Genomic DNA, 23,099 nt, shown 5'->3' on the forward strand with positions numbered 1-23,099 from the left:
AATTAAAAGCGAAAATTAGGATGTTTGGGCAAACAGCGAGGTACCACATAATTCCGCTAAGGCTTGTAAAATCAAGTGTTCGGGATTTTCATCCGACATCCCTTTAATAGCACTGTCAATGCGCAACAAAAGTGTAGGCCAGCTTAAAAAATGATGTGGATTTAGACGACGTAATGCTTGCTGATAGTCTGAAACCTTGGTTTTCCAGATCCCGAGTTGCAATGCATTTTGAGGTTGTTCAAAGAGCTGCATCAGCAAACGCATTTCTTTACTTAAGGTCCACAAAATCAAACTGTGTGGTTCTCCCGCACCAATCAGGTACTGAAAAATTTTGACCGATTGCGCCAGATTGCCACGCAGCATGGCGTCACTTAAGTCATAGGTGGTATAGCGCGATTGATCTTGTAGGCAGGCATACAGCTGTTCAATCTGAATCAGTTGATGCTCGGGAAAGGTATCACTCACGCGCATGAGGCTATTTTTAGCCGCGAGCAGATTATGCTCGTGGTGCTGCATCAGCCATGTCCAGGCATCCTGATCGAGTTGAATCCCAATTTTTTCGGCTTCTTGCGCTAAAATACGCTGACGATCTTGCGGATACTGTGCGCTTAAATGCGCAATTACACCATTGGCTTCAACCGTTTGAAAGAAAGACGACTTTAGACTTGAGGCATCCTGTTTAGGCAAGACTACCAGTAGCAAATTATGTTCATTGTGCTGCAAGTAGCTTTTGAGTTGTTTGATTCCGCTAGCATCGGGCTTAATGTTGCCATGCACTTCAATCGCCAGTTGCTGCGAAAAAAGTGACAGGCTATTTAAGCCATTAAATACATTTTTCCAGTCACTGACGCTACCAATATCATAACGCTGCCGCTCGATCTCTTGCGTCTGCCAGCTTTTGCGAAAGGCATCAAGTAAGTTTTGCTCGAGTAACGGCTCTTGACCGTGAATGATCCAAGCACCACGAGCCGCATCGACCCGCTTGAGTGCTTGTAAATAATCAAGTTTCATACGAATGATACAGCCCTTAAGGCTGAGAGATGAGCTTTGGTAAGCGGTTATTCGAAATCTGACGGGCAATTTGCTGCGCCACATCATCCACAATAATATGGTTCAGATAAATTTCTTGCTGGTTATCGGTGTTGACCGTTGCGACATCGTACTGATAGTTACGTGTTGCGGTAATGGTTCGTGGTTCTGTGAGCGCATGGCCTTGACGATCCTCAATCTGGAAAGTCACGGTCAAACGCAACAACACTTCAGTCAGTTTACCGTTTAGCAGTTGTCTACGTGGGGTGTAATTCAGCACACGAAGCACATAGGCATCATTGGCCTGACTGATTTGAGCACCAGAAGCAGTCAAATAGACACTTAACTGCTTTTCAAGCTCTTCTGTATCGGCAGGTAATGCAAAGCTTAACTTGCTATACGTGATTGGCATAGTGGATGGATTTGTTCCTTTAAGGTGAAATCCACAGCCGACCAAGCCTGCACTTAGACCTAAAGTTAAAACAACTGCTGCTAAACGTTGAACTAAGTGCATGCTTGTTCCTCTTGACGCTTGTTAGAATTAAACCACTAGGTTAACCAGTTTGTTTGGAACCACAATTTCTTTTTTGGTTGGACCTGTTAAAAATTGCTGAATTTCCGGTAACGCTTTGGCTTGTGCCAACAGCTCATCTTTGGAAATTTCGACCGACACTTCTAACTTACCACGAAGTTTACCATTGACTTGTACAACGATGGTTTGTGTATTTCGTGTCAAGGCAGACTCATCCACACTTGGGAACTGTGCTGCAATTAAGTCGATGCCGAATTCTGCCAGTAAGGTCTGACTTAAGTGCGGTGCAAATGGTGCCAGCAAGGTCAGCAAGGTTTCAATGGCTTCACGTGCGACAGCGGCATCATCAGCAGTTTGAACTTCAAACTTGCTGGTAGCATTGAGCAATTCCATTAATGCGGCGATGGCTGTATTAAATGCATGACGGCGCTCAATATCATCGCCCACTTTTTGAATGGTTTCATGCGTTTTACGACGTAAGTCCTGTGCATCTTTTGAAAGCTCTGCTGCAATTGGTGCCTGCGCATAGCCTTTTTCCAAGAATCCAGTCGCAAGACGCCAAACACGCTTCAAGAAACGATTAGCACCTTCAACACCAGCATCAGACCATTCGAGTGATTGATCCGGCGGTGCAGCAAACATCATAAACACACGTGCTGTATCTGCGCCGTACTGATCAATAATGGCTTGTGGATCAATACCATTATTTTTGGATTTGGACATTTTTTCTTGTCCACCAATCACCACGTCTTGTCCGTCGCCACTGTATTTGGCAGAGACAATACGGCCTTTTTCATCACGTTCAAGAATGATATCGGCTGGGTTAAACCAAGTTTTTTTGCCACTCTCGCTTTCGCGATAGAACGTATCAGCCAAAACCATGCCTTGAGTGAGCAAGTTGGTAAACGGCTCGTTGCCTTGAACCACACCTTCATCACGCATCAGTTTGTGGAAGAAACGCGCATATAACAAATGTAAAATCGCATGTTCTACACCACCAATATACTGGTTGACTGGTAACCAGCTTTGCGCTGCTTCAGGTTTTACCATTCCGCCAGTAAAGTCAGGAGAGGCATAGCGAGCATAATACCAAGATGATTCAACAAAGGTATCAAGCGTATCGGTTTCACGGCGCGCATGACCACCACACGATGGGCAAGTCGTTTCGTAAAACTCAGGCATTTTATTGAGTGGATTACCCGATCCGTCTGGAACAACGTCGGTCGGTAATACCACAGGTAACTGCTCTTCTGGAACCGGAACCTGACCACAGCTGTCGCAGTTGATCATTGGAATTGGACAGCCCCAGTAGCGCTGGCGTGATACACCCCAGTCACGTAAACGGAACTGAACTTTCGAATTTGCCAAACCTTGTGGTTCTAATTTTGCAAGGAATGCATCAAATGCAGCTTGGAATTCTAAACCATCAAACTCGCCAGAATTGACCAACGTTCCTTCCTTAGAACCGTACCATTCTTGCCACGCAGTAACCGAATACTCGGCATCGTCAGCGGCTTTGGCATCGATGACTTGTTTGATCGGAAGGTTAAACTTATTGGCAAACTCAAAATCACGCTCGTCATGTGCAGGAACTGCCATGACTGCGCCTGAACCATAAGACATCAATACATAATTGGCAATCCAGACGGGTACTTCTTCACCTGTAACAGGGTGTTTTACAAACAAACCTGTTGCCATGCCTTTCTTTTCAGCGGTAGCCAAATCGGCTTCGGCAACAGAGCCCATACGGCATTCTTCAATAAATGCAGCCAATTCAGGGTTATTCTCGGCTGCCTTAAGCGCCATTGGGTGCTCAGCTGCAACTGCTACATAGGTTACACCCATGAGGGTATCGGCACGTGTGGTATATACCGTTAAACCGTCGGCATAAATTTCTGGATTAGCCGATGGGAAGGTAATGTCCATGCCCGTTGAGCGACCAATCCAGTTACGTTGCATGGTCAAGACCTGTTGCGGCCAGCCATCTTTGAGCGTATCCAGATCATCTAATAACTCTTGTGCATAATCGGTAATGCGGAAGTAATACATTGGGATATCGCGCTTTTCAACCAATGCACCTGAACGCCAGCCGCGTCCATTTTCAACCTGTTCGTTTGCCAATACAGTTTGATCAACGGGATCCCAGTTGACGGTAGAAAGCTTGCGATAAATTAAGCCTTTTTTATATAACTGAACAAATAACCATTGCTCCCAGTGATAATATTCTGGCGTACAAGTGGCAAACTCGCGATCCCAGTCAATGGATAAACCCAGTTTTTTGAGTTGATCACGCATATAAGCGATATTTTCAAATGTCCATTTTGCCGGTGCAACCTGATGCGCAATTGCTGCATTTTCGGCAGGAAGACCAAACGCGTCCCAACCCATAGGTTGCAGCACCGTTTCACCTTTGAGACGATAAAAACGGCTGATCACATCGCCAATGGTGTAGTTACGCACGTGACCCATGTGCAGTTTGCCACTTGGATATGGAAACATCGACAGGATATAACGATGTTTTCCTTCAACAGTGTCTGCGACTTTAAATGCTTTGCGGTTTTCCCAGTCATTTTGGATCTGGGATTCGATCGCATTTGCTTGATATTCGGCGTCAATGTGTGCGGTAGTCATAAGTGTATTGGCAACAACAAAATGAAGTTAAAAAATATTGCTGCACAGCATAGCGCAAAACCCATAAAAAAGTGAATCTTGTGGGCAGGTATTTTCATTCAGATCATGAAAAATGCCTTGCTTGTGCCGTAATTTCGCTACCATTTCACTTAAAGTGATGGATTAGTTGCAGACGGTGTCGCTATGTTTTTTGGTGTTTTCAGGTTTGGTTCAGTAGCAGGTAATGTATTTTCTTGTTTGGCCGTGGGTTGTGACTGAGGTGGAACGGGTGTTGATAGAGGACTATTTTGTTGATTTGATGGTGCTTGTAAAGTATTGACTTGTGTTGATGTATGCGAACCATATGTTTCAACTTGCCCCTGCTTTTTTGCACCTTTTGGGGGCGGAGTTCGGGTGTAGTGCGTTGAGCCTTTAGCGTCTATCCATTTATAATAGGGTTGAGCATGAAGCGCACACGAGATAAAACTCGATAAGATCATGACAGTGCTCATGTAAGGTTTTAGTTTTTTTAAAAAATTCAATGAAATCATTGTGCAACTCCAGCCTGATTTTGCCAGAAAATAAGTGACTAAGATAAAAGATTTTCGCCTAAAAACCAATCAATTTGATCCAGACATAAATATCATTTTGCGCTCAATTTGATTTTGGCGTTATGCTGCAGATCAATTTAAAATTTTAAAGAAAAGATGAATGAATCATGCATGTCGGATGAAAAATATGCACCTGCAAATAAACCTTAAAAAATATCCATTAAAACTTGACTTTGTTCAATGAAACATAAAAAATGCTTGCTTTAGTTTTATATGCATTTATTCGATCACCCTTCAAATGAATGTCATGGTTTGCAATAGACATTTTCTCTAGCCGAGAAAATGATTTGACTCAAGAACTGTTTATCCCAACAGCTCTTCTCAGTGGCTCTAGCAACTTATACGGTTGTAAGCTCAGAAAATTTTCCTATTGCAGCAAAAACTTGGAAATATGTGTGCTATAACAGTGCAGACAGTAAATGAATGAAGACTATTTATGCCTCCCATAAATAGTAAAAAGACTTAGGGTGAATCACGTTGGAACTTTTATCTGGTGGTGAAATGCTCGTTCGCGCACTCGCGGATGAGGGCGTTGAGCACGTTTTTGGATACCCAGGCGGCGCAGTTTTACATATTTATGATGCGCTTTTTCAACAAGACAAAATCAATCATTATCTTGTACGTCATGAGCAAGCTGCTGGTCATATGGCTGATGCTTATTCACGTGTCACAGGTAAAACGGGTGTTGTGCTTGTTACGTCTGGCCCAGGGGCAACCAATACCGTAACTCCAATTGCAACTGCATATATGGACTCGATTCCGATGGTCATCTTATCGGGTCAGGTTGCTTCACATCTGATTGGTGAAGATGCCTTTCAGGAAACAGATATGGTCGGAATCTCCAGACCAATCGTAAAGCATAGTTTCCAAGTCCGCCATGCAAGCGAAATTCCTGCAATTATTAAAAAAGCATTTTATATCGCATCCTCTGGCCGTCCTGGCCCTGTCGTGATTGATATTCCAAAGGATGCAACCAATCCAGCAGAAAAGTTTGCCTATGAATATCCAGAAAAGGTAAAACTACGCTCTTATCAACCGCCTTCGCGTGGCCATTCGGGTCAAATTCGTAAGGCTGTCGACGAGCTTCTGACTGCAAAACGTCCAATGATCTATACGGGCGGTGGTGTAGTGCAGGGTAATGCCTCTGAATTGCTGACTGAGCTTGCCCATCTGCTGGGTTTCCCTGTAACCAATACCTTGATGGGACTGGGTGGCTTTCCAGGGGATGATCCGCAATTTGTAGGCATGCTTGGTATGCATGGTACTTATGAAGCCAATATGGCGATGCATAATGCTGATGTGATCTTGGCAATTGGTGCGCGTTTTGATGACCGTGTGACCAATAATCCTGCGAAATTTTGTCAAAATGCCAAAGTCATCCATGTGGATATCGATCCAGCTGCGATTTCTAAAACCATCATGGCGCATATCCCAATTGTAGGTGCTGTTCAGCCTGTTCTTCAGGAAATGTTGACACAGTTAAAGCAATTGAATGTTTCTAAGCCAAATCCAGAAGCGATTAGCGCGTGGTGGGATCAGATTAATGAATGGCGTAAAGTTCATGGTCTGCAATATCAAGCTGGTCAGGATGGCATTATGAAGCCTCAACAAGTGGTTGAAGCTTTATATAAAGCAACAGATGGCAATGCGATTATCACCTCGGATGTAGGGCAGCATCAAATGTTTGGCGCGCTGTATTACAAGTACAAGCGTCCGCGTCAGTGGATCAACTCGGGTGGTCTTGGCACCATGGGCGTTGGTTTGCCGTATGCGATGGCAGCCAAACTGGCTTGTCCAGACCAACAAGTCGTCTGTATCACGGGTGAAGCCTCAATTCAGATGTGTATTCAGGAATTATCAACCTGTAAGCAATATGGCTTAAACGTTAAGATTCTGTGCCTCAATAACCGTGCACTGGGAATGGTCAAACAGTGGCAAGACATGAACTATGAAGGACGTCATTCAAGTTCTTATGTAGAATCATTGCCTGATTTTGCCAAATTGATGGAAGCTTATGGCCATGTCGGAATCCAGATTGACCATACCGATGAGCTTGAGTCTAAACTCGCAGAAGCGATGGCCATTAATGATAAATGTGTATTTATCAATGTGATGGTTGATCGTACTGAACATGTGTATCCAATGTTGATTGCTGGGCAATCGATGAAAGATATGTGGTTAGGGAAAGGGGAGCGTACATAATGAGACACATTATTTCTGTACTCGTTGAAAACGAAGCAGGTGCGCTTTCACGTTTGGTCGGATTATTTAGTCAACGTGGCTACAACATTGAAACCTTGAATGTTGCACCAACCGAAGATCCAACCCTGTCACGTCTAACACTGACCACCTATGGCGATGACCATAAAATCGAACAGATCACCAAGCAATTGAATAAGCTGGTTGAAGTGGTCAAAGTGGTTGATCTTTCAGAAGGTGCGCATATTGAGCGTGAGCTGATGCTGATTAAAGTCAAAGCATTAGGTTCAGCACGTGCCGAAATCAAGCGCACAGCGGATATCTTTCGTGCTTCAATCGTTGATGTGACACCAACCACGTATACCATCCAGATCGCTGGAACAACAGATAAGCTCGACGGATTCATTGACGCCTTAGCTGAAAATACCATTTTAGAAGTGGTTCGCTCAGGTGTATCGGGTATCGCGCGCGGCGAAAAAGTATTAAGTATTTAAACCAAATTAACGTATTTTAGCGGAGAAAACAGATGCAAATTTTTTACGATAAAGATTGTGACTTATCAATCATCCAAGGCAAAAAAGTAGCAATTATTGGTTACGGTTCACAAGGTCACGCGCATGCGCTTAACCTGAAAGATTCTGGTGTTGATGTAACTGTAGGTTTACGTGCAAATTCAGCATCTTGGAAAAAAGCTGAAAATGCGGGCCTTAAAGTTGCTGAAGTACCTGAAGCTGTGAAACAAGCTGACTTGGTCATGATTTTGACTCCAGATGAGTTTCAGTCACAACTTTACCGTGATGTAATTGAGCCAAACATCAAAGAAGGTGCAACCTTAGCATTTGCACACGGTTTCTCGGTTCTTTATAACCAAGTTGTTCCACGTCAAGATCTTGACGTGATTATGGTTGCACCAAAAGCACCAGGTCATACGGTTCGTTCTGAATTCCAACGTGGTTCAGGTGTACCTGATCTGATTGCAATTCATCAAGATGCTTCAGGTAATGCACGTAATGTTGCATTGTCTTACGCGTCAGGTGTTGGTGGTGGCCGTACTGGTATCATCGAGACTTCATTCCGTGAAGAAACTGAAACTGACTTGTTCGGTGAGCAAGCAGTACTCTGTGGTGGTGCGGTTGAATTGGTTAAAATGGGCTTCGAAACTTTGGTTGAAGCGGGTTATTCACCAGAAATGGCATACTTCGAATGCTTGCACGAGCTTAAGTTGATTGTTGACTTGATGTTCGAAGGCGGTATTGCGGACATGAACTACTCTGTATCAAACAATGCTGAGTATGGCGAATATGTGACTGGTGTTGAAGTCATCAATGAACAGTCTCGTGAAGCGATGCGTAATGCACTTAAACGTATTCAATCTGGCGAATACGCGAAAATGTTCATTCAGGAAGGTGCGCTGAACTATCCGTCAATGACTGCGCGTCGTCGTCAAAATGCAGCACACGGTATTGAAGTAACAGGTTCGAAATTGCGTGCGATGATGCCTTGGATTCAAGCCAACAAAATCGTGGACAAAGAAAAGAACTAAGTTTTTTCTTTAGTGAAAATCCTGTCATTTGGCAGGATTTTTTTTATCACTTTGATTTAATTATGTGATTTATTTCATGAAATATGCAAAATATCGTGTTTTATTTGGTTGATTTTTAAAGTAAAAAAAGTAAGCCAATTTATAGTAAAACAACCGTTTAGTGCTAGAATGAATCTTGATCGTGTTGGTTGGATTTATCATAAAAATATCCTCAACTTATATCTGACACCATAAAAACAAGTTATTTCATAAATACGCATGGAAGTCCTTTATGGAGCACATGGATTACGATATTTCGCTGGTGATCGGTTCAATTGTTTTGGCAGTGATTATCTGTTTTTTTGCAATTTCGCTGGAACAACTAATTTTTAAACAGCGTTATGAGCGTTATCAGACATTAATTCTAATTGTTAGTGGCTTATTACTTGGTTTAGCAATATGGTCAATGCATTTTCTCGGGATGCTGGCATGCCATTTACCTGGTGATTATCATTTTGATCCAGGACTAACACTGTTTTCTTACATCATTGCATTTATTACATCGACCTTTGCTGTATGGTTGACAACACGCGAAAGCCTTCCTATCGCCCGTTTGATATTGGGTTCTGTATTGATGGGACTCGGTATTGCGGGTATGCACTATACCGGAATGATGGGTTTGATCCTGCATCAGTATGAGCTGCATTATGAACCCCTTATGGTCATCTTTTCTGTTTTAATTGGCGTGAGTGGTTCTGGCCTGGCTTTTTCACTTATTTTTAAATATAAAAATGCGACGAAAAATAGAATTCTGATCCAGATTGCTGCTGCTATTGCCATGGCATTGGCGATTGTTGGTTTACATTACACTGGGATGTCTGCTACTTTTTTTAGTCAGCAAGGCGTCACCAGTTCTTTGTCACTTTATCAGGCAGGACATGGTTTATTTCTGTTTACCATGATCTTTATTACGAGTTTGGTTTTGGTTGCTGGATACTGTATTGCTGTACTTGAGTTTCGGCTGGAAGAGCGCAATAAAGCACTTTTGAAATTAAATAGAGAATTGGCCAATCTCGCTGTACTTGATAATCTGACCAAGTTGCCTAATCGTTTGTTTTTAATGGATTATGTCAAAGATCGGTTTTCCAAAACACATCAAAAAGATGAAAAGATTGCGTTCTTATACCTAGATTTGGACCGGTTTAAATCGGTGAATGATGCATTTGGACATCATGTAGGTGATCAGTTGTTGATACAGGTTGCCAACCGGATTCAGAAGCATCTGGATGATCATTGTAAATTACTTAGAATTGGTGGTGATGAATTCTTAATTATTATTGAGAAAAGAAGAACAAGACAAATTGCTCAAATTGCAGAAGACGTATTAAGGCAAGTTCAGGAAGCGTATTTGATTACCAGTAAGGAAATTAATATTTCGGCCAGTATCGGGATTGCGATTTATCCTGAACACGGAAATAACATGCAGGACTTACTTATTAATGCCGATATTGCAATGGTGATGGCTAAAGATCAGGGGCGTAATACCTATAGCATTTTTAATTATACAAGCGAGCATAATGAAACACGAAGTCAGTCCAAATTGATTAACGATTTGTATAAGGCTGTAGAAGAACAACAATTTGTACTTTTTTATCAGGCTAAATATGCTGCTAATTTAAACATATGTGGCGTTGAAGCATTAATTCGTTGGCAACATCCTACTTTTGGTTTGTTAAGCCCACATATGTTCATTGATGGTGCAGAAAAGACAGGTTTGATTATTCCCATGGGATATTGGGCGCTTGAACAAGCATGTAAGCAGATCCAAATATGGGAAGCAACGCAAACAGTTCTTTATCCCATCGCGGTTAATCTGTCTGCGATTCAATTTGAAAATAAGCATCTGGTGGGTACACTCGAAAAGTTGATACGAAAATATCAGATACGCCCAAATCATCTGATTATTGAAATTACCGAATCGACCGCAATGCGGCATATTGATTCTAGTATTGCAACATTTGAGCAAATGCGTGCTTTAGGCATTCAGATTGCGATTGACGATTTTGGAACAGGGCATTCAAGTTTTCTTTATTTAAAAGATCTTCCTGTAGATGAGCTGAAGATTGACCGTGGTTTTATTATTCACTTGCATGAAGGCTCCAAAGAAGAAGTCATTTTAGAGAGTATTATTCATCTTGCGACCAAACTTGGTCTTAAGGTTACTGCGGAAGGGGTAGAAACCCAGTTACAGGCAGACATTCTGATTCGTTTGGGTTGCCAACAGCTTCAGGGCTATTTATTGGGACGACCAGTTCCTGTTGAACAACTGGTGCAGTAAGTTGAATAATTAAACTTAAACACATGAATATATTTATAAAGTTAGATTTACCATCAATTGGTCATATAACCATATCTTGTTTAGACATGTTTAAACAATTCTGCAATGAGATGTACATGCGTTCTAACTGTAATCATTAGATTTTTGTTCTGAGATACATTATGGGTACCGAATAAAGAAAACTGGCTTCTATAGCTATGTCTGGTTAGTTTTCTAAGCGTTTCCAAGTCAGCTTAAACGTATTTTGTTGAAACAATCTTCATTGTTTTGGTTGTTATTAAATTGAGGGTAGACATTCTAAAATGAGTCAGTCTAACTGTGGATAAAACAGCACCTATCAACAAGCGTTAAAATATACGCCAAATCTGCTACAATTGCGGCAATTTTGAATTCCCACTTTTCAGCGCTGACATCATACGCTGTGATGACAGGCCGTAGATAGATTGAAGAACTTTTCATGTTTAAAGACCAATTAGCGAAAGAAGTCAATTCGCGCCGTACTTTTGCCATTATTTCCCACCCCGATGCGGGTAAAACCACCATGACAGAAAAATTGCTGTTATGGGGCAAGGCTATTCAGGTTGCAGGTATGGTGAAAAGCCGTAAATCTGATCGCTCTGCAACTTCCGACTGGATGGAAATGGAAAAAGAACGTGGGATTTCGATCACCACTTCGGTGATGCAGTTTCCCTATAAACAGCATACGATCAACTTGCTAGATACCCCAGGACATGAGGACTTTTCGGAAGATACCTATCGTACTTTGACTGCGGTAGACTCTGCACTGATGGTCATTGATGGGGCTAAAGGGGTAGAGGAACGTACTATTAAATTGATGGAAGTGTGTCGTATGCGCGATACGCCAATCATCTCTTTTGTCAATAAAATGGACCGTGAGATTCGTGAACCCTTAGAACTTTTGGACGAAATTGAAAACGTTCTGAATATTCGCTGTGTGCCAATTACATGGCCTTTAGGGATGGGGCGTGATTTTGCAGGCGTCTATAACCTGCTTGAAAATAAACTTTATCTTTACAAGGCAGGATTTGGCTCAACCATTACCGATATCGAAGTACGTGATGGCTATGACCATGCCGATGTTCGTGAAAAAGTAGGTGAGTTGGCTTGGGCTTCTTTTGAGGAATCGCTTGAGCTGGTGCAAATGGCCAATGAGCCACTTGATCGGGAATTATTTTTACAAGGTAAGCAAACGCCTGTTTTATTTGGAACCGCACTGGGTAATTTTGCGGTGGATCATGTGCTGGATGCTTTTATCAATTGGGCACCAGAACCCAAAGCACATCCAGCACAAGAGCGGAATGTGGACGCAACCGAAGAAGGTTTTAGCGGTTTTGTATTTAAAATTCAGGCCAATATGGATCCGAAACACCGAGATCGTATTGCCTTTATGCGGATTTGTTCAGGCAAATATGAAAAAGGCCTGAAAATGAACCATGTGCGTATTGGTAAAGATGTTCGTATTTCTGATGCGCTGACTTTTTTGGCAGGTGAGCGTGAACATCTTGAAGAAGCATGGCCAGGCGACATTATTGGTTTGCACAACCATGGCACCATTCAGATTGGTGATACATTCACAAGCGGTGAAAAATTACATTTCACAGGAATTCCGCACTTTGCCCCTGAAATGTTCCGTCGTGTTCGCTTACGTGATCCATTAAAGTCTAAACAGTTGCAAAAAGGCTTGAAAGAACTGTCAGAAGAAGGTGCAACACAGGTGTTTATGCCACAAATCAGTAATGACCTGATTGTGGGGGCAGTGGGGGTGCTACAGTTTGATGTGGTGGCTTACCGCTTAAAAGAAGAATACAAAGTCGATTGTATTTACGAGCCGATCAGTGTGAATACCGTGCGTTGGGTTCATTGCGATGATGAAAAGATTTTTAATGAATTTAAGAAAAAAGCCCACGATCAACTTTCGGTCGATGGTGGTGGACACTTAACTTATTTGGCACCAAGTCGTGTCAATCTACAACTGATGCAGGAGCGCTGGCCTGATATTCAGTTCCGAAATACACGAGAACACTAAATAATGTAAAAAACAGCGTCTAAACAGACGCTGTTTTTTATTCTAGAGTAAAGCTTTTAATTGGCATGGATAATAATAATGCGTGGGCTAAGATGGTTATATGCACTATGTGCTGGATTAATGATATTCATACTGGGTGTATTTTTTTGGTCAAGAGAACCGATCCAACCTTTAGCACCAAGTCCTAAGCCTACACAAACTAAAGTTTTGCTTGCTCCCATTAAAAGTCAAAATACTTGGGTCGATATTGAAAAACCTGTATGCAAAGCTAAAACGTGTGCCCTTATCCATATTCAAACATTAAAAACAGATCAAGCTTGGCTCAATACTTGGGTGAATCAAAATATCGCAACGGTGATTCAAGAGCAACTCAAACAAAAAGTTGAACCACTGACGTTGCAAAGTGCTCTTGATCAATACGTGAAGCAATCTCGTCAATGGCAGGCACAGTATTCACGTAACCGCCCTTATGAGTTAGACATTAGCACCAAACTGATTTATCAAAAAAATCAGTATGTCTTATTGCGAACCGTTTTAAATGCCAAGCAAGAAGAATTGACTATTAAAAACCGCTCTTATTTGCATGTTGCAGATCGAGAGCAGAAAAAGCCCATCATCTTAAAAGAGATGATTCAACCTCAGCAGTTCAATCAATTCTCGGCCTGGGTACAAACAGCTTATCAAAAATGGTTAAATGAACAGCCTCAAGAGGTACAAAAAGAAGCACCCAAACAGCTCGACTGGCAAGACGCAGACTGGTTTTTTGATCAGGAAGGAATTGGATTGCATTATCGTGGCAATCAAATTTCTGAACATGCTGATCAATTCGATTTATACTTAAGTTCAGATCAGACCAAGGCTGTTCTGCAAACCCAAATTTATCAGAAAATGTTTTAACTCTGTATAAATCTTGGTATGTAACTAGCCAAAACAGGCCAGATTCTATTAGCATCACAATGTAGATCAATCAAGGAAAAGGCAATCATGATGTTGCAGATTCACAAGACTAGTGTGGCAATCATTTTTGGAAGTGTATTCTTCTTGGTTGCCTGTCAACCAAAATCGACGCCTGCTGATTCATCTGAAAAAGCATCCGCAGCTCAAACATCCGATGCTCAAGTGGCAAGGCTTGAAGGCCAGTCTGTTAAACTAAATGTTGAGTTACCTGCATGCGATGGCAATAATTGTCCTGAATTTGAGGTTGAACGTTTAACCAGTAACTATCCTTGGATTGATCAAAAGATTGATGCAGAAATTTTAAAAAATCTCGCACATATTCTGGAAATTTCTAAGGCCCAGCAAACCGCACAGGAAAGTAAAAAACTTGCCGAACCTGCTGCCAGTGCTGTCGCAGATCAAAATAGTCCACTTTCTGCACAGCAACAACTAGAGCAAAAAGTCAAACCTTATGTACAGTCATTCATTGGGCTAGATAATGAACTGAAAGCTTTGAGCGGAAATCATCAGATCAATCTAATGATTAAACCTTCAATTTTAAAATCACAAGCTCCTGTGGCCACAGTGGTATTAAATACCAGTAGTTATCTGGGTGGAGCGCACGGCTCTGCGATTCAGCAATATTATAATTTCGATCTGGATCACGAAAAATTATTGCAGCTGAATGATCTTTTATTACCGCATCAAAAAGCCGCACTGGAGCAACGTGCGCATGAGGCATTTAAAGTTTGGGTGATGGAATCTAAGCTGGCCAATAGCGTAGATGAATACGAACAAGCTTGGAAATTTAAACTTTCGAATAATTTTTTACTCGGTGATCATGGTCTGATCTTACAATACGGTGAATATGAAATTGGTCCCTATGCTGTTGGATTACCACGCTTGGTGGTTCCCTATGATCAATTGAATACGATTTTAAAACCAGAATATCTGCCGACACAGTCCACATCTGTAAAAGGCTCTTAAATCATGTTACGTCTGTTTGATACACACACGCATTTTGATGTTCCAGATTTTGATGCAGATCGTATCTTGCTGGCGCAACAGGCAAAAAACGCGGGTGTCGATGCGCTGGTGCTGATTGGTTTCGTTGCATCACGGTTTGATGATCTTATTGCCACACAAAATCAGCTTATGAACTTGGATAATGCACCTATGAGCTATTTGGCACCAGGTCTGCATCCGTTTTATATCGAACAGCATTTACCTGTACACCTTGAGCAACTTGAGCAGATTTTGAGGCAGAAAACCTGTGTTGCAATTGGGGAAATTGGTCTAGATACGTTCCTGCCACAGCACAAACAACCCGATATTTACCAAAAACAACAGCAATATTTCTCGGCACAATTAGATTTGGCAGTGCAGTATGATAAGCCTGTACTCTTGCATATCCGAAAATCTCATGGCGACGTAATTCGGTTAATTAAGCAGCATCATTTTAAATTGGGCGGTATCGCCCATGCTTTTAGTGGTGGTATAGAAGAAGCGAAAGCCTTAATCAAGCTTGGTTTTAAATTGGGCGTGACAGGGCAGATTACCAATCCAAATGCCAAAAAGCTTTATCAGGTTATACAAACTGTAGGGGCCGAGCATCTGGTGATTGAAACAGATTGTCCTGATATGACCCCTTTATGTTGCCAGACATCGACTGAACATCGAACGCGTAACACACCTGTTAATTTACCTTACGTACTGGCTGGGCTGGCTCAGGTTTTAGCTATGGATTCAATTCAACTGGCGCAGAAGTTATGGGAAAACTCTTTAAGTGCACTGAGATTAAATCCATAAAAACAACAGTCTCAAAAACAATAACCAAAACAGAACACTCTTGATGTAAAAGTGGCATACATTAGAAATACAACAGATAAAATCTTTAAAAAACAGATAGCCAACCGGAGGGTTGCCGCATGGCCAGCTACAGTAAAATCAACAGTTTTAATGCCCTAAAAACACTTAATGTCGGTTCTACCGCTTATCAAATTTTTAGTCTACATCAGGCGCAAGCAAAACTTGGTGATATTGAAAAACTTCCTAAGTCCTTGAAGGTTCTTTTAGAAAATTTATTACGCTTTGAAGACGATCAGACGGTCCTGGCTACACATATTGAAGCTTTGGTTAAATGGCAAAATACAAAAACGTCCGATCAAGAAATCCAGTATCGTCCAGCAAGAGTACTGATGCAGGACTTTACTGGTGTACCTGCCGTAGTTGATCTTGCGGCTATGCGTGCAGCGATGGCTAAGGCGGGCGGAGACCCTGAAAAAATTAATCCACTGTCACCTGTCGATTTGGTGATTGACCATTCCGTGATGGTCGATCATTTTGCCAGTGATGCTGCATTTGAAGAAAATGTCGATATTGAAATGCAACGTAACGGTGAGCGTTATCAGTTCTTACGCTGGGGGCAGTCTGCATTTAATCGCTTTAGTGTTGTGCCGCCAGGGACTGGAATTTGTCATCAGGTTAATCTGGAATATCTGGCGCAAGCTGTATGGACGGGAGAAGATCAAGGCCAGACTTTTGCATTTCCAGATACGCTGGTGGGAACAGACTCCCATACCACCATGATCAATGGCCTAGGTGTTTTAGGTTGGGGCGTTGGTGGTATCGAAGCAGAAGCAGCCATGCTGGGGCAGCCCATTTCTATGTTGATTCCTGAGGTCATTGGTTTCAAACTGACAGGTAAATTAAGAGAAGGCATTACTGCTACCGATCTGGTTTTAACTGTCACCCAAATGCTGCGTAAAAAAGGTGTTGTGGGGAAATTTGTAGAATTCTACGGGGATGGTTTGGCAGATTTACCATTGGCCGATCGCGCGACCATTGCCAATATGGCACCTGAATATGGTGCGACCTGTGGTTTCTTTCCTGTAGATGACATTACACTTGATTATATGCGCCTAACTGGACGAGATGCAGATCGTATTGCATTGGTGGAAGCTTATAGTAAAGAACAGGGATTATGGCGTCATGCAGGAGATGAACCTGTATTTACAGATACGCTAACACTGGATATGGACACGGTCGAAGCCAGTCTGGCAGGCCCAAAACGTCCACAGGATCGTGTTTTACTTGCTAAAGTACCTGAAGCTTTTCAAGCCGTGATGGATTTAAGTCTTACAGCAGCTAAACCTGAAAAAGAAAGACTGGAAAATGAAGGTGGTGGTGGTACAGCTGTTGATGCTGAACAAAGTCACTTTGAGCAGCAACCTTATTATGAAATGGATGGTCAGCGCTATGAACTCAACCATGGCGACGTAGTTATTTCGGCCATTACTTCATGTACCAATACCTCAAACCCAAGTGTCATGTTGGCAGCAGGTTTGCTCGCCAAAAAAGCCATTGAAAAAGGTTTACAACGTAAACCATGGGTCAAAAGCTCTTTAGCACCTGGTTCTAAAGTCGTGACCGATTACTTGGCTGCAGCAGGACTCACGCCTTATCTTGATCAACTTGGATACAATCTTGTCGGGTACGGTTGTACCACCTGTATTGGTAACTCAGGGCCATTGCCAGATCCAATCGAAGCAGCCGTTCAGAAATACGACTTAAATGTTGCATCAGTACTTTCAGGCAACCGTAATTTTGAAGGTCGTGTCCATCCACTTGTCAAAACTAACTGGCTGGCATCTCCGCCTTTGGTGGTTGCTTATGGATTGGCTGGTACGATTCGTAAGGACTTAACTTCTGAGCCGATAGGCCAAGGTAAAGATGGCGAAGATATCTATTTAAAAGATATTTGGCCAACGAGCGCGGAAATTGCAGAAGTGTTGCAGAAAGTGAATACCGACATGTTCCATAAAGAATATGCGGCTGTGTTTGAAGGGGATGAAAGCTGGCAGTCTATTCAGATTCCACAAAGCCAAACCTATGAGTGGGCCGAGGATTCGACGTATATTCGTCATCCGCCATTCTTTGAGGGTATTGATCAGCCACCAGAAGCGATTACCAATATTGAATCAGCTCGTGTGCTGGCTGTACTGGGCGATTCGGTTACAACAGACCATATTTCACCTGCGGGGAATATCAAAAAAGACAGTCCTGCTGGACGTTACCTTCAAGAACATGGCATTCAACCAAAAGATTTTAACTCTTACGGATCGCGCCGTGGAAATCATGAAGTCATGATGCGCGGAACCTTTGCCAATATCCGAATCAAAAATGAAATGTTAGGTGGTGAAGAAGGTGGCAATACCATTTATATTCCTAGTGGAGAAAAACTGGCAATCTATGATGCTGCCATGCGTTATCAAAAAGACGATACTCCTCTGGTGATTATTGCGGGTAAAGAATATGGTACGGGTTCTTCACGTGATTGGGCCGCAAAAGGGACTAACCTTTTAGGGATCAAAGCTGTAATAGCCGAAAGTTTTGAACGTATTCATCGTTCCAATCTGGTCGGAATGGGTGTTCTACCACTTCAATTTATTGATGGTCAAAATCGTCAGTCTTTGAAGTTGACTGGGCAGGAGGAAATTTCTATTACAGGTCTTTCCGATCAGATTCAACCGCATCAAAGTCTAGATATTACTGTTAAGCGTGAAGATGGATCAACTGATACCTTCAAAGTACTATGCCGAATTGATACGCTCAATGAAGTTGAATATTTCAAGGCGGGCGGTATTTTGCATTACGTGTTACGCAATTTAATAGCCGCTTAATAAATCCACTGCTTTTAAAGCCTCATTTATTGAGGCTTTTTTATTGAATGCCATTGAATGTTGAGATATTTATAAATGAGAGAAGAATTATTTTATAAGGAATTTACACGTGAATAGAGATGATGCCTTTCTAACAGTACAAGCCCGATTAGGTTATGATTTTTCTGGAGATATGAAAATAGGGGGTAAATATACCTCTCTGATAGAACATGCTGGATTGGCATATATGAGCGGTCAAATTCCCAGAGTTGAAGATAAAGTGCAAGTCTGCGGAAAAGTTGGATTTGATGTTGATTTATCGCAGGCTCAATTGGCTGCAAGTATTAGTACAATGAGGGCTTTAGCAATTTTAAAACAGCATTATGGTACTTTGCAGGTAGTAGAAAAAGTTTTACAAATGAATGTATTCATCCATTCAACTGCAGACTTTACTCAGCAAAGTGAAGTTGCCGATGGGGCATCTGAAATTCTCTATGAAATTTTAGGTTCAGATACAGGGCAGCATACACGTACATCGGTCAGTGTTTGCCAGCTTCCTAAAAATGCATCGGTTGAAATAAATTTTATTGTCGCGTTAAAACAAAATAATGGGCAGGAGTGACGTTGGTAAAGTCATATGATTTTTAAAAATACTCACGAATTATTTTGAAAAGACAAGGTAGAATACGAGCTGTTTTTTATAGTGGCAGTTTGATATGACGACCAATCTCCAGACCGATGAATATGACCGCCGTTTTGCGGGTGTTGCCAAAATTTATGGTGATGATGCATTTAATCACTATGAAAAAAGTCATGTGATGGTGATTGGAATTGGTGGTGTCGGAAGCTGGGCAGTAGAGGCTTTAGCACGTACAGCGATTGGTGAAATTACACTGGTTGATATGGATGTGCTGGCTGCATCGAATATCAATCGACAATTGCCTGCACTCTCATCTACCTTGGGACAAGAAAAAGCCGACATCATGGCAGAGCGTTGTCGCCAGATTAATCCGCACGTTAAAATTAATATCGTGGATGATTTTTTATCGGCTGATAATGTTGCAGATATTCTCGCATCACAACCTGATGTCGTGCTTGACTGCATTGATGATGTGAAAGCAAAACTGGCATTAATGCTGTATTGTCGTTTTAACAAAATTCCGTTGATTGTGTCAGGTGGGGCAGGTGGAAAACTAGATCCACTCAAGATTCGAGTGGCAGATTTATCCAAGACAGAACAAGATCCAATGCTGGCAAAATTGCGTAGTCAATTGCGAGCAAAAGGCATTTGTAAAAAACCCAAAGAGAAATTTGGGATAACCTGTGTTTATTCGATTGATAATCCATTTTCAGGTACAGAAGTCTGTGCGGCGGCTGGACTACGTTGTGGCGGATATGGTTCTGCTGTTGTCGTCACATCTACCTTTGGCATGATTGCAGCGGCTGAAGTATTAAAGAAGTTAGATATGAAAAAAACGAAGCCTGAATAAGCTTCGTTTTAGATAAATTCGATTAATCACAATGGTCGATAGTACGTATAAGTGACATTGTCATCTCTATATACATCATAGCTATTTTGCTTAAAATCAGAGATCCACTGACTGCCACTATATCCCGCAATGTGTCCATAGATATGGTTGGGTGTCCGTTTGATGATGTAGATATCACCTTTTTGTGGGTGATCAAAAGCAGGTTGGATTTGACGATAACCAATTTTGGTTAAAGTGTCGCCCCAATCGGATGCAGCAACAGGATGACTGATAATTTTTGCACCTGCCGATTGCAATGCAATACGAACACTTTTGGCACATTTTGCTGTACTAGAAAAACCGCTGATACTTTGTAATTTGGCGACAAATTTATGGATATCAATCTGGCTTCGTGAGCCATCTGATCCAAAAGAAAATGGTGCTGATCTTTCCTTGTTTTCAGTCACAGTTACCTGAGGTGTATTCTGTGTTTGATAACTATCTACTGATTGTCCGTCATAAATCATAGTTTAAACTCGTTCTTACATCATTCACACATATCAATAACAATGTATTTATTTGGGTGGTGATGGTATCGCTTAAACCTTAAAAAGTGTTTTAATAAATGTAATAATATTTCATAACATTGAAACATTTTTTAAAATAATTATTTATATCAACTTGTTATGTTTTTATTTGTGATAATTGTTTGATCATTTTTTATCAAATTGAAATGAGGAATCATTCCTATCATTGTAAAAATTAAAACCTGCTCTGCAATATGCGACTCAATTAAAAAATAAACCTTTATGTTCATGATTGCATCATAAAGGCTTTGTCTCTTCAAATATCTTGCACTTGCAGAGATGCTTCTGTTCGCTGAATTGCTTCATGAATATTGCATAAGGCATGTTCAATATCGCTTCGTGTTTTTGCATTTCCCCCACTGAGAGCTTGTCGCCATTTACGGGCACCTGGCAAGTTTTGAAACAGACCTAAGATATGACGCGTAATAATCGACAGTGGTGCACCTTCAGCCAAACGTTGTTCAATATAAGGCATCATTTGTTGCATGATATTGAAACGATCAGGTAAGTCCAAGTTCCAGAGCTGCCCCAATTCTGCCAATAAATACGGATTATGATAGGCTTCGCGACCAATCATCACGCCATCGACATGTTGTAAATGTGCTTGTGTTTCTGCGACTGTTTTAATGCCACCGTTGATTTCAATAAACAGTTCAGGACGGTCTTGTTTCAGACGGTACACATCTTCATAGCGTAACGGCGGAATTTCACGATTTTCTTTAGGTGATAACCCTTTAAGCAAGGCAATTCTGGCATGGACAACAAAATGATGACAGCCTGTTTTTGCTACAGTATCTACAAAATTCAGCATTTCGTCATAAGACTGCATGTCATCAATGCCAATACGATGTTTGACATGTACTGGAATATCAACGACCTGTTGCATTTTCGCAATACATTCAGCCACGAGGTCAGGTTCTGCCATCAGGCATGCACCAATTTTATTGTTTTGTACACGGTCACTTGGACATCCAACATTCAGATTGACTTCATCATAGCCCCAGTCCTGTGCCATTTTGGTACATTCGGCCAGATCTTTGGGATTAGAGCCACCCAGTTGTAGCACAATAGGGTGTTCTCCATGGCTGTAATCGAGATGGCGTTTGGTATCACCAAATAAAATCGCGCCTGTCGTGACCATTTCGGTGTACAACACCACATTGGGATTAAACAGTCGAGCAAAAAAGCGATAGTCCTTGGTCGTCCAATCCATCATCGGGGCAACCGAAATACGCGGCTTTAAGGTTTCTAGTGATGATTTCATGAAAACAGATCCAAACAATGAGTGTGCAACGAGGGCATAAATTATACGCGGTTTATGCTAAATCCCCAAATTATGCAATTGGGGACGTTTGTCACACTACATTGGGTTTTTCATTCCGATATAGCAAGTAATCTAAAAGCGCAAAGAAGCTGGCAAAGATCGCTAGTGCCAAACCTGCCATGCAGGTATATGCCCATCCACCATGATTCCATGCATATGTACCAATCGCAGAACCCGTTGCAGCGCCACCAAAATATAGCGTCATATAGATGGCATTCAGGCGAGATTTGGCATTGGGACGAATTCGAAAAATAATATTTTGATTGCACGAATGCACAAACGCCAAGCCTAAGTTGGTCGTGGCAAAACCAATTAAATACAATCCCAATCCAGCCGAAGAAAAATAAAAAATTATCCAGCTTAAAATTAAGAAACCACAGCCCAGAAAAGTAAACAGCGTTCCGTAGCCACGATCGGCATACTTTCCTACAAACTGGGAAGACAAGGCCCCAAATACACCCACCAAACTGACCAAGCCAATCCACATATCTTGCAAATGAAATGGTGCGGAAGATAGATACACGGCAATGGTCGAGAAAATCACACTCATAGACGCAAATGCACCTGCGCCTGCATAGGCCCGAATCGATAAACGTTTTTCACTCACCAACAGTTCAGCCATCGATTTAAATACATCGCTGTATTTCATTCGAATGCGCATGGCATAAGGCAGTTCGGATTTTAGTTTAAAGGCTAAAATAAAGATGAGTACTGCACTAACCACATAAATCAATTTCCAGTGCACCAATTGCGACAGTAGTCCTGACAAGCTGGTCGAAAGTAAAATGCCAACCAGCAGCCCACTCATTAAGAATCCAACCACTTCGCCTATTTTTTCAGGCCGAACGGTCATGGTTGCAAACGGAATCAATACCTGAGCTGCAACTGAAAATAGACCTGTAATGACGGTTCCGACCCAGAGCATGGTTAAATTCACTGATGTGGCACATATCAAAAGTCCAACACCAGCCAAGGCCATCAATAGCGGAATAAATTTGGTTTTATTGACAATATCGCCCAGAGGTACAATCAGAAGTAAGCCAAATGCATACGACATTTGCGCAAATGTAACAGTCAATTGAGCTTGGGCTGTAGTGACCCCAAAGGCATGTTGAATCGAATTAATCAGCGGTTGGCAAAAGTAATTTGCACCAGCGGTTAAACCACATGCAAGTGCCATCAACCAAAGTAGTTTTTTATTCTGGCTAATATCAGATGTTTCTTGCATAAAGTT

Annotated in this window: 18 protein-coding genes; 11 read left to right on the forward strand and 7 right to left on the reverse strand. The window is 41.8% G+C overall.

Annotated elements, in window-relative coordinates; all coding sequences use genetic code 11:
• Positions 1-15 precede the first annotated feature (15 nt).
• The 4 genes from holA to F952_RS06725 all read right to left on the reverse strand — a co-directional run bounded on the left by holA (position 16) and on the right by F952_RS06725 (position 4,671).
• Positions 16-1,011 (reverse strand): DNA polymerase III subunit delta, encoded by a 996-nt coding sequence (gene holA, locus F952_RS06710; RefSeq protein WP_004924400.1) that lies wholly within the window; start codon positions 1,009-1,011, stop codon positions 16-18.
• 16 nt (positions 1,012-1,027) lie between these two features.
• Complete coding sequence (locus F952_RS06715) at positions 1,028-1,543, reverse strand: LPS-assembly lipoprotein LptE (protein WP_004924401.1); 516 nt, start codon at positions 1,541-1,543, stop codon at positions 1,028-1,030.
• 27 nt (positions 1,544-1,570) lie between these two features.
• A complete protein-coding gene (gene leuS / locus F952_RS06720; RefSeq protein WP_004924404.1) occupies positions 1,571-4,192 on the reverse strand; it encodes a leucine--tRNA ligase in 2,622 nt (873 codons plus the stop codon).
• A gap of 149 nt (positions 4,193-4,341) precedes the next feature.
• Complete coding sequence (locus F952_RS06725) at positions 4,342-4,671, reverse strand: DUF4124 domain-containing protein (RefSeq protein ID WP_011182693.1); 330 nt, start codon at positions 4,669-4,671, stop codon at positions 4,342-4,344.
• Between the two features lie 588 nt (positions 4,672-5,259).
• Between F952_RS06725 and F952_RS06730 the strand changes: the two genes are divergently transcribed.
• The 11 genes from F952_RS06730 (at position 5,260) to F952_RS06780 (ending at position 19,975) form a co-directional block, all read left to right on the forward strand.
• Entirely contained in the window at positions 5,260-6,984 is a 1,725-nt protein-coding gene (locus F952_RS06730; protein ID WP_004924410.1) for an acetolactate synthase 3 large subunit, read from the forward strand.
• The gene (gene ilvN / locus F952_RS06735) at positions 6,984-7,475 is read left to right on the forward strand and encodes an acetolactate synthase small subunit (RefSeq protein WP_004924413.1); all 492 of its coding nucleotides are present in this window, start codon (positions 6,984-6,986) and stop codon (positions 7,473-7,475) included. Before F952_RS06730 ends, ilvN begins: the two co-directional genes overlap by 1 nt.
• A gap of 32 nt (positions 7,476-7,507) precedes the next feature.
• On the forward strand, positions 7,508-8,524 hold the full coding sequence (ilvC, locus tag F952_RS06740; protein ID WP_004924416.1) for a ketol-acid reductoisomerase: 1,017 nt from the start codon (positions 7,508-7,510) through the stop codon (positions 8,522-8,524).
• Between the two features lie 271 nt (positions 8,525-8,795).
• Entirely contained in the window at positions 8,796-10,841 is a 2,046-nt protein-coding gene (locus F952_RS06745) for a putative bifunctional diguanylate cyclase/phosphodiesterase (RefSeq protein WP_004924419.1), read from the forward strand.
• 457 nt (positions 10,842-11,298) lie between these two features.
• Positions 11,299-12,888 (forward strand): peptide chain release factor 3, encoded by a 1,590-nt coding sequence (locus F952_RS06750; RefSeq protein WP_004924422.1) that lies wholly within the window; start codon positions 11,299-11,301, stop codon positions 12,886-12,888.
• Positions 12,889-12,966: 78 nt separating this feature from the next.
• Positions 12,967-13,785, forward strand: a complete 819-nt coding sequence (locus tag F952_RS06755; protein ID WP_004924424.1) for a hypothetical protein — start codon at positions 12,967-12,969, stop codon at positions 13,783-13,785.
• A gap of 87 nt (positions 13,786-13,872) precedes the next feature.
• Positions 13,873-14,811, forward strand: coding sequence for an RsiV family protein (locus tag F952_RS06760; RefSeq protein ID WP_004924427.1), 939 nt, complete (start codon positions 13,873-13,875; stop codon positions 14,809-14,811).
• Between the two features lie 3 nt (positions 14,812-14,814).
• The gene (locus F952_RS06765; RefSeq protein WP_004924429.1) at positions 14,815-15,633 is read left to right on the forward strand and encodes a TatD family hydrolase; all 819 of its coding nucleotides are present in this window, start codon (positions 14,815-14,817) and stop codon (positions 15,631-15,633) included.
• 119 nt (positions 15,634-15,752) lie between these two features.
• Positions 15,753-18,506: an aconitate hydratase AcnA gene (gene acnA, locus F952_RS06770; protein ID WP_004924430.1), complete on the forward strand. Its 2,754-nt coding sequence runs from the start codon at positions 15,753-15,755 to the stop codon at positions 18,504-18,506.
• Positions 18,507-18,615: 109 nt separating this feature from the next.
• Positions 18,616-19,107 (forward strand): RidA family protein, encoded by a 492-nt coding sequence (locus tag F952_RS06775; RefSeq protein ID WP_004924432.1) that lies wholly within the window; start codon positions 18,616-18,618, stop codon positions 19,105-19,107.
• A 94-nt stretch (positions 19,108-19,201) separates the two neighbouring features.
• Positions 19,202-19,975: a tRNA threonylcarbamoyladenosine dehydratase gene (locus tag F952_RS06780; protein ID WP_004924434.1), complete on the forward strand. Its 774-nt coding sequence runs from the start codon at positions 19,202-19,204 to the stop codon at positions 19,973-19,975.
• A 26-nt stretch (positions 19,976-20,001) separates the two neighbouring features.
• Here the strand turns inward: F952_RS06780 and F952_RS06785 are convergent, their stop codons facing one another.
• The 3 genes from F952_RS06785 to F952_RS06795 form a co-directional block, all read right to left on the reverse strand.
• On the reverse strand, positions 20,002-20,481 hold the full coding sequence (locus F952_RS06785) for a hypothetical protein (RefSeq protein ID WP_004924436.1): 480 nt from the start codon (positions 20,479-20,481) through the stop codon (positions 20,002-20,004).
• Between the two features lie 316 nt (positions 20,482-20,797).
• Positions 20,798-21,805, reverse strand: a complete 1,008-nt coding sequence (gene dusA, locus F952_RS06790) for a tRNA dihydrouridine(20/20a) synthase DusA (protein ID WP_004924438.1) — start codon at positions 21,803-21,805, stop codon at positions 20,798-20,800.
• Between the two features lie 91 nt (positions 21,806-21,896).
• On the reverse strand, positions 21,897-23,093 hold the full coding sequence (locus tag F952_RS06795; protein WP_004924439.1) for an MFS transporter: 1,197 nt from the start codon (positions 23,091-23,093) through the stop codon (positions 21,897-21,899).
• Between the last annotated feature and the right edge of the window lie 6 nt (positions 23,094-23,099).

It is taken from the genome of Acinetobacter baylyi DSM 14961 = CIP 107474 (genome assembly GCF_000368685.1).
Classification (GTDB): domain Bacteria; phylum Pseudomonadota; class Gammaproteobacteria; order Pseudomonadales; family Moraxellaceae; genus Acinetobacter; species Acinetobacter baylyi.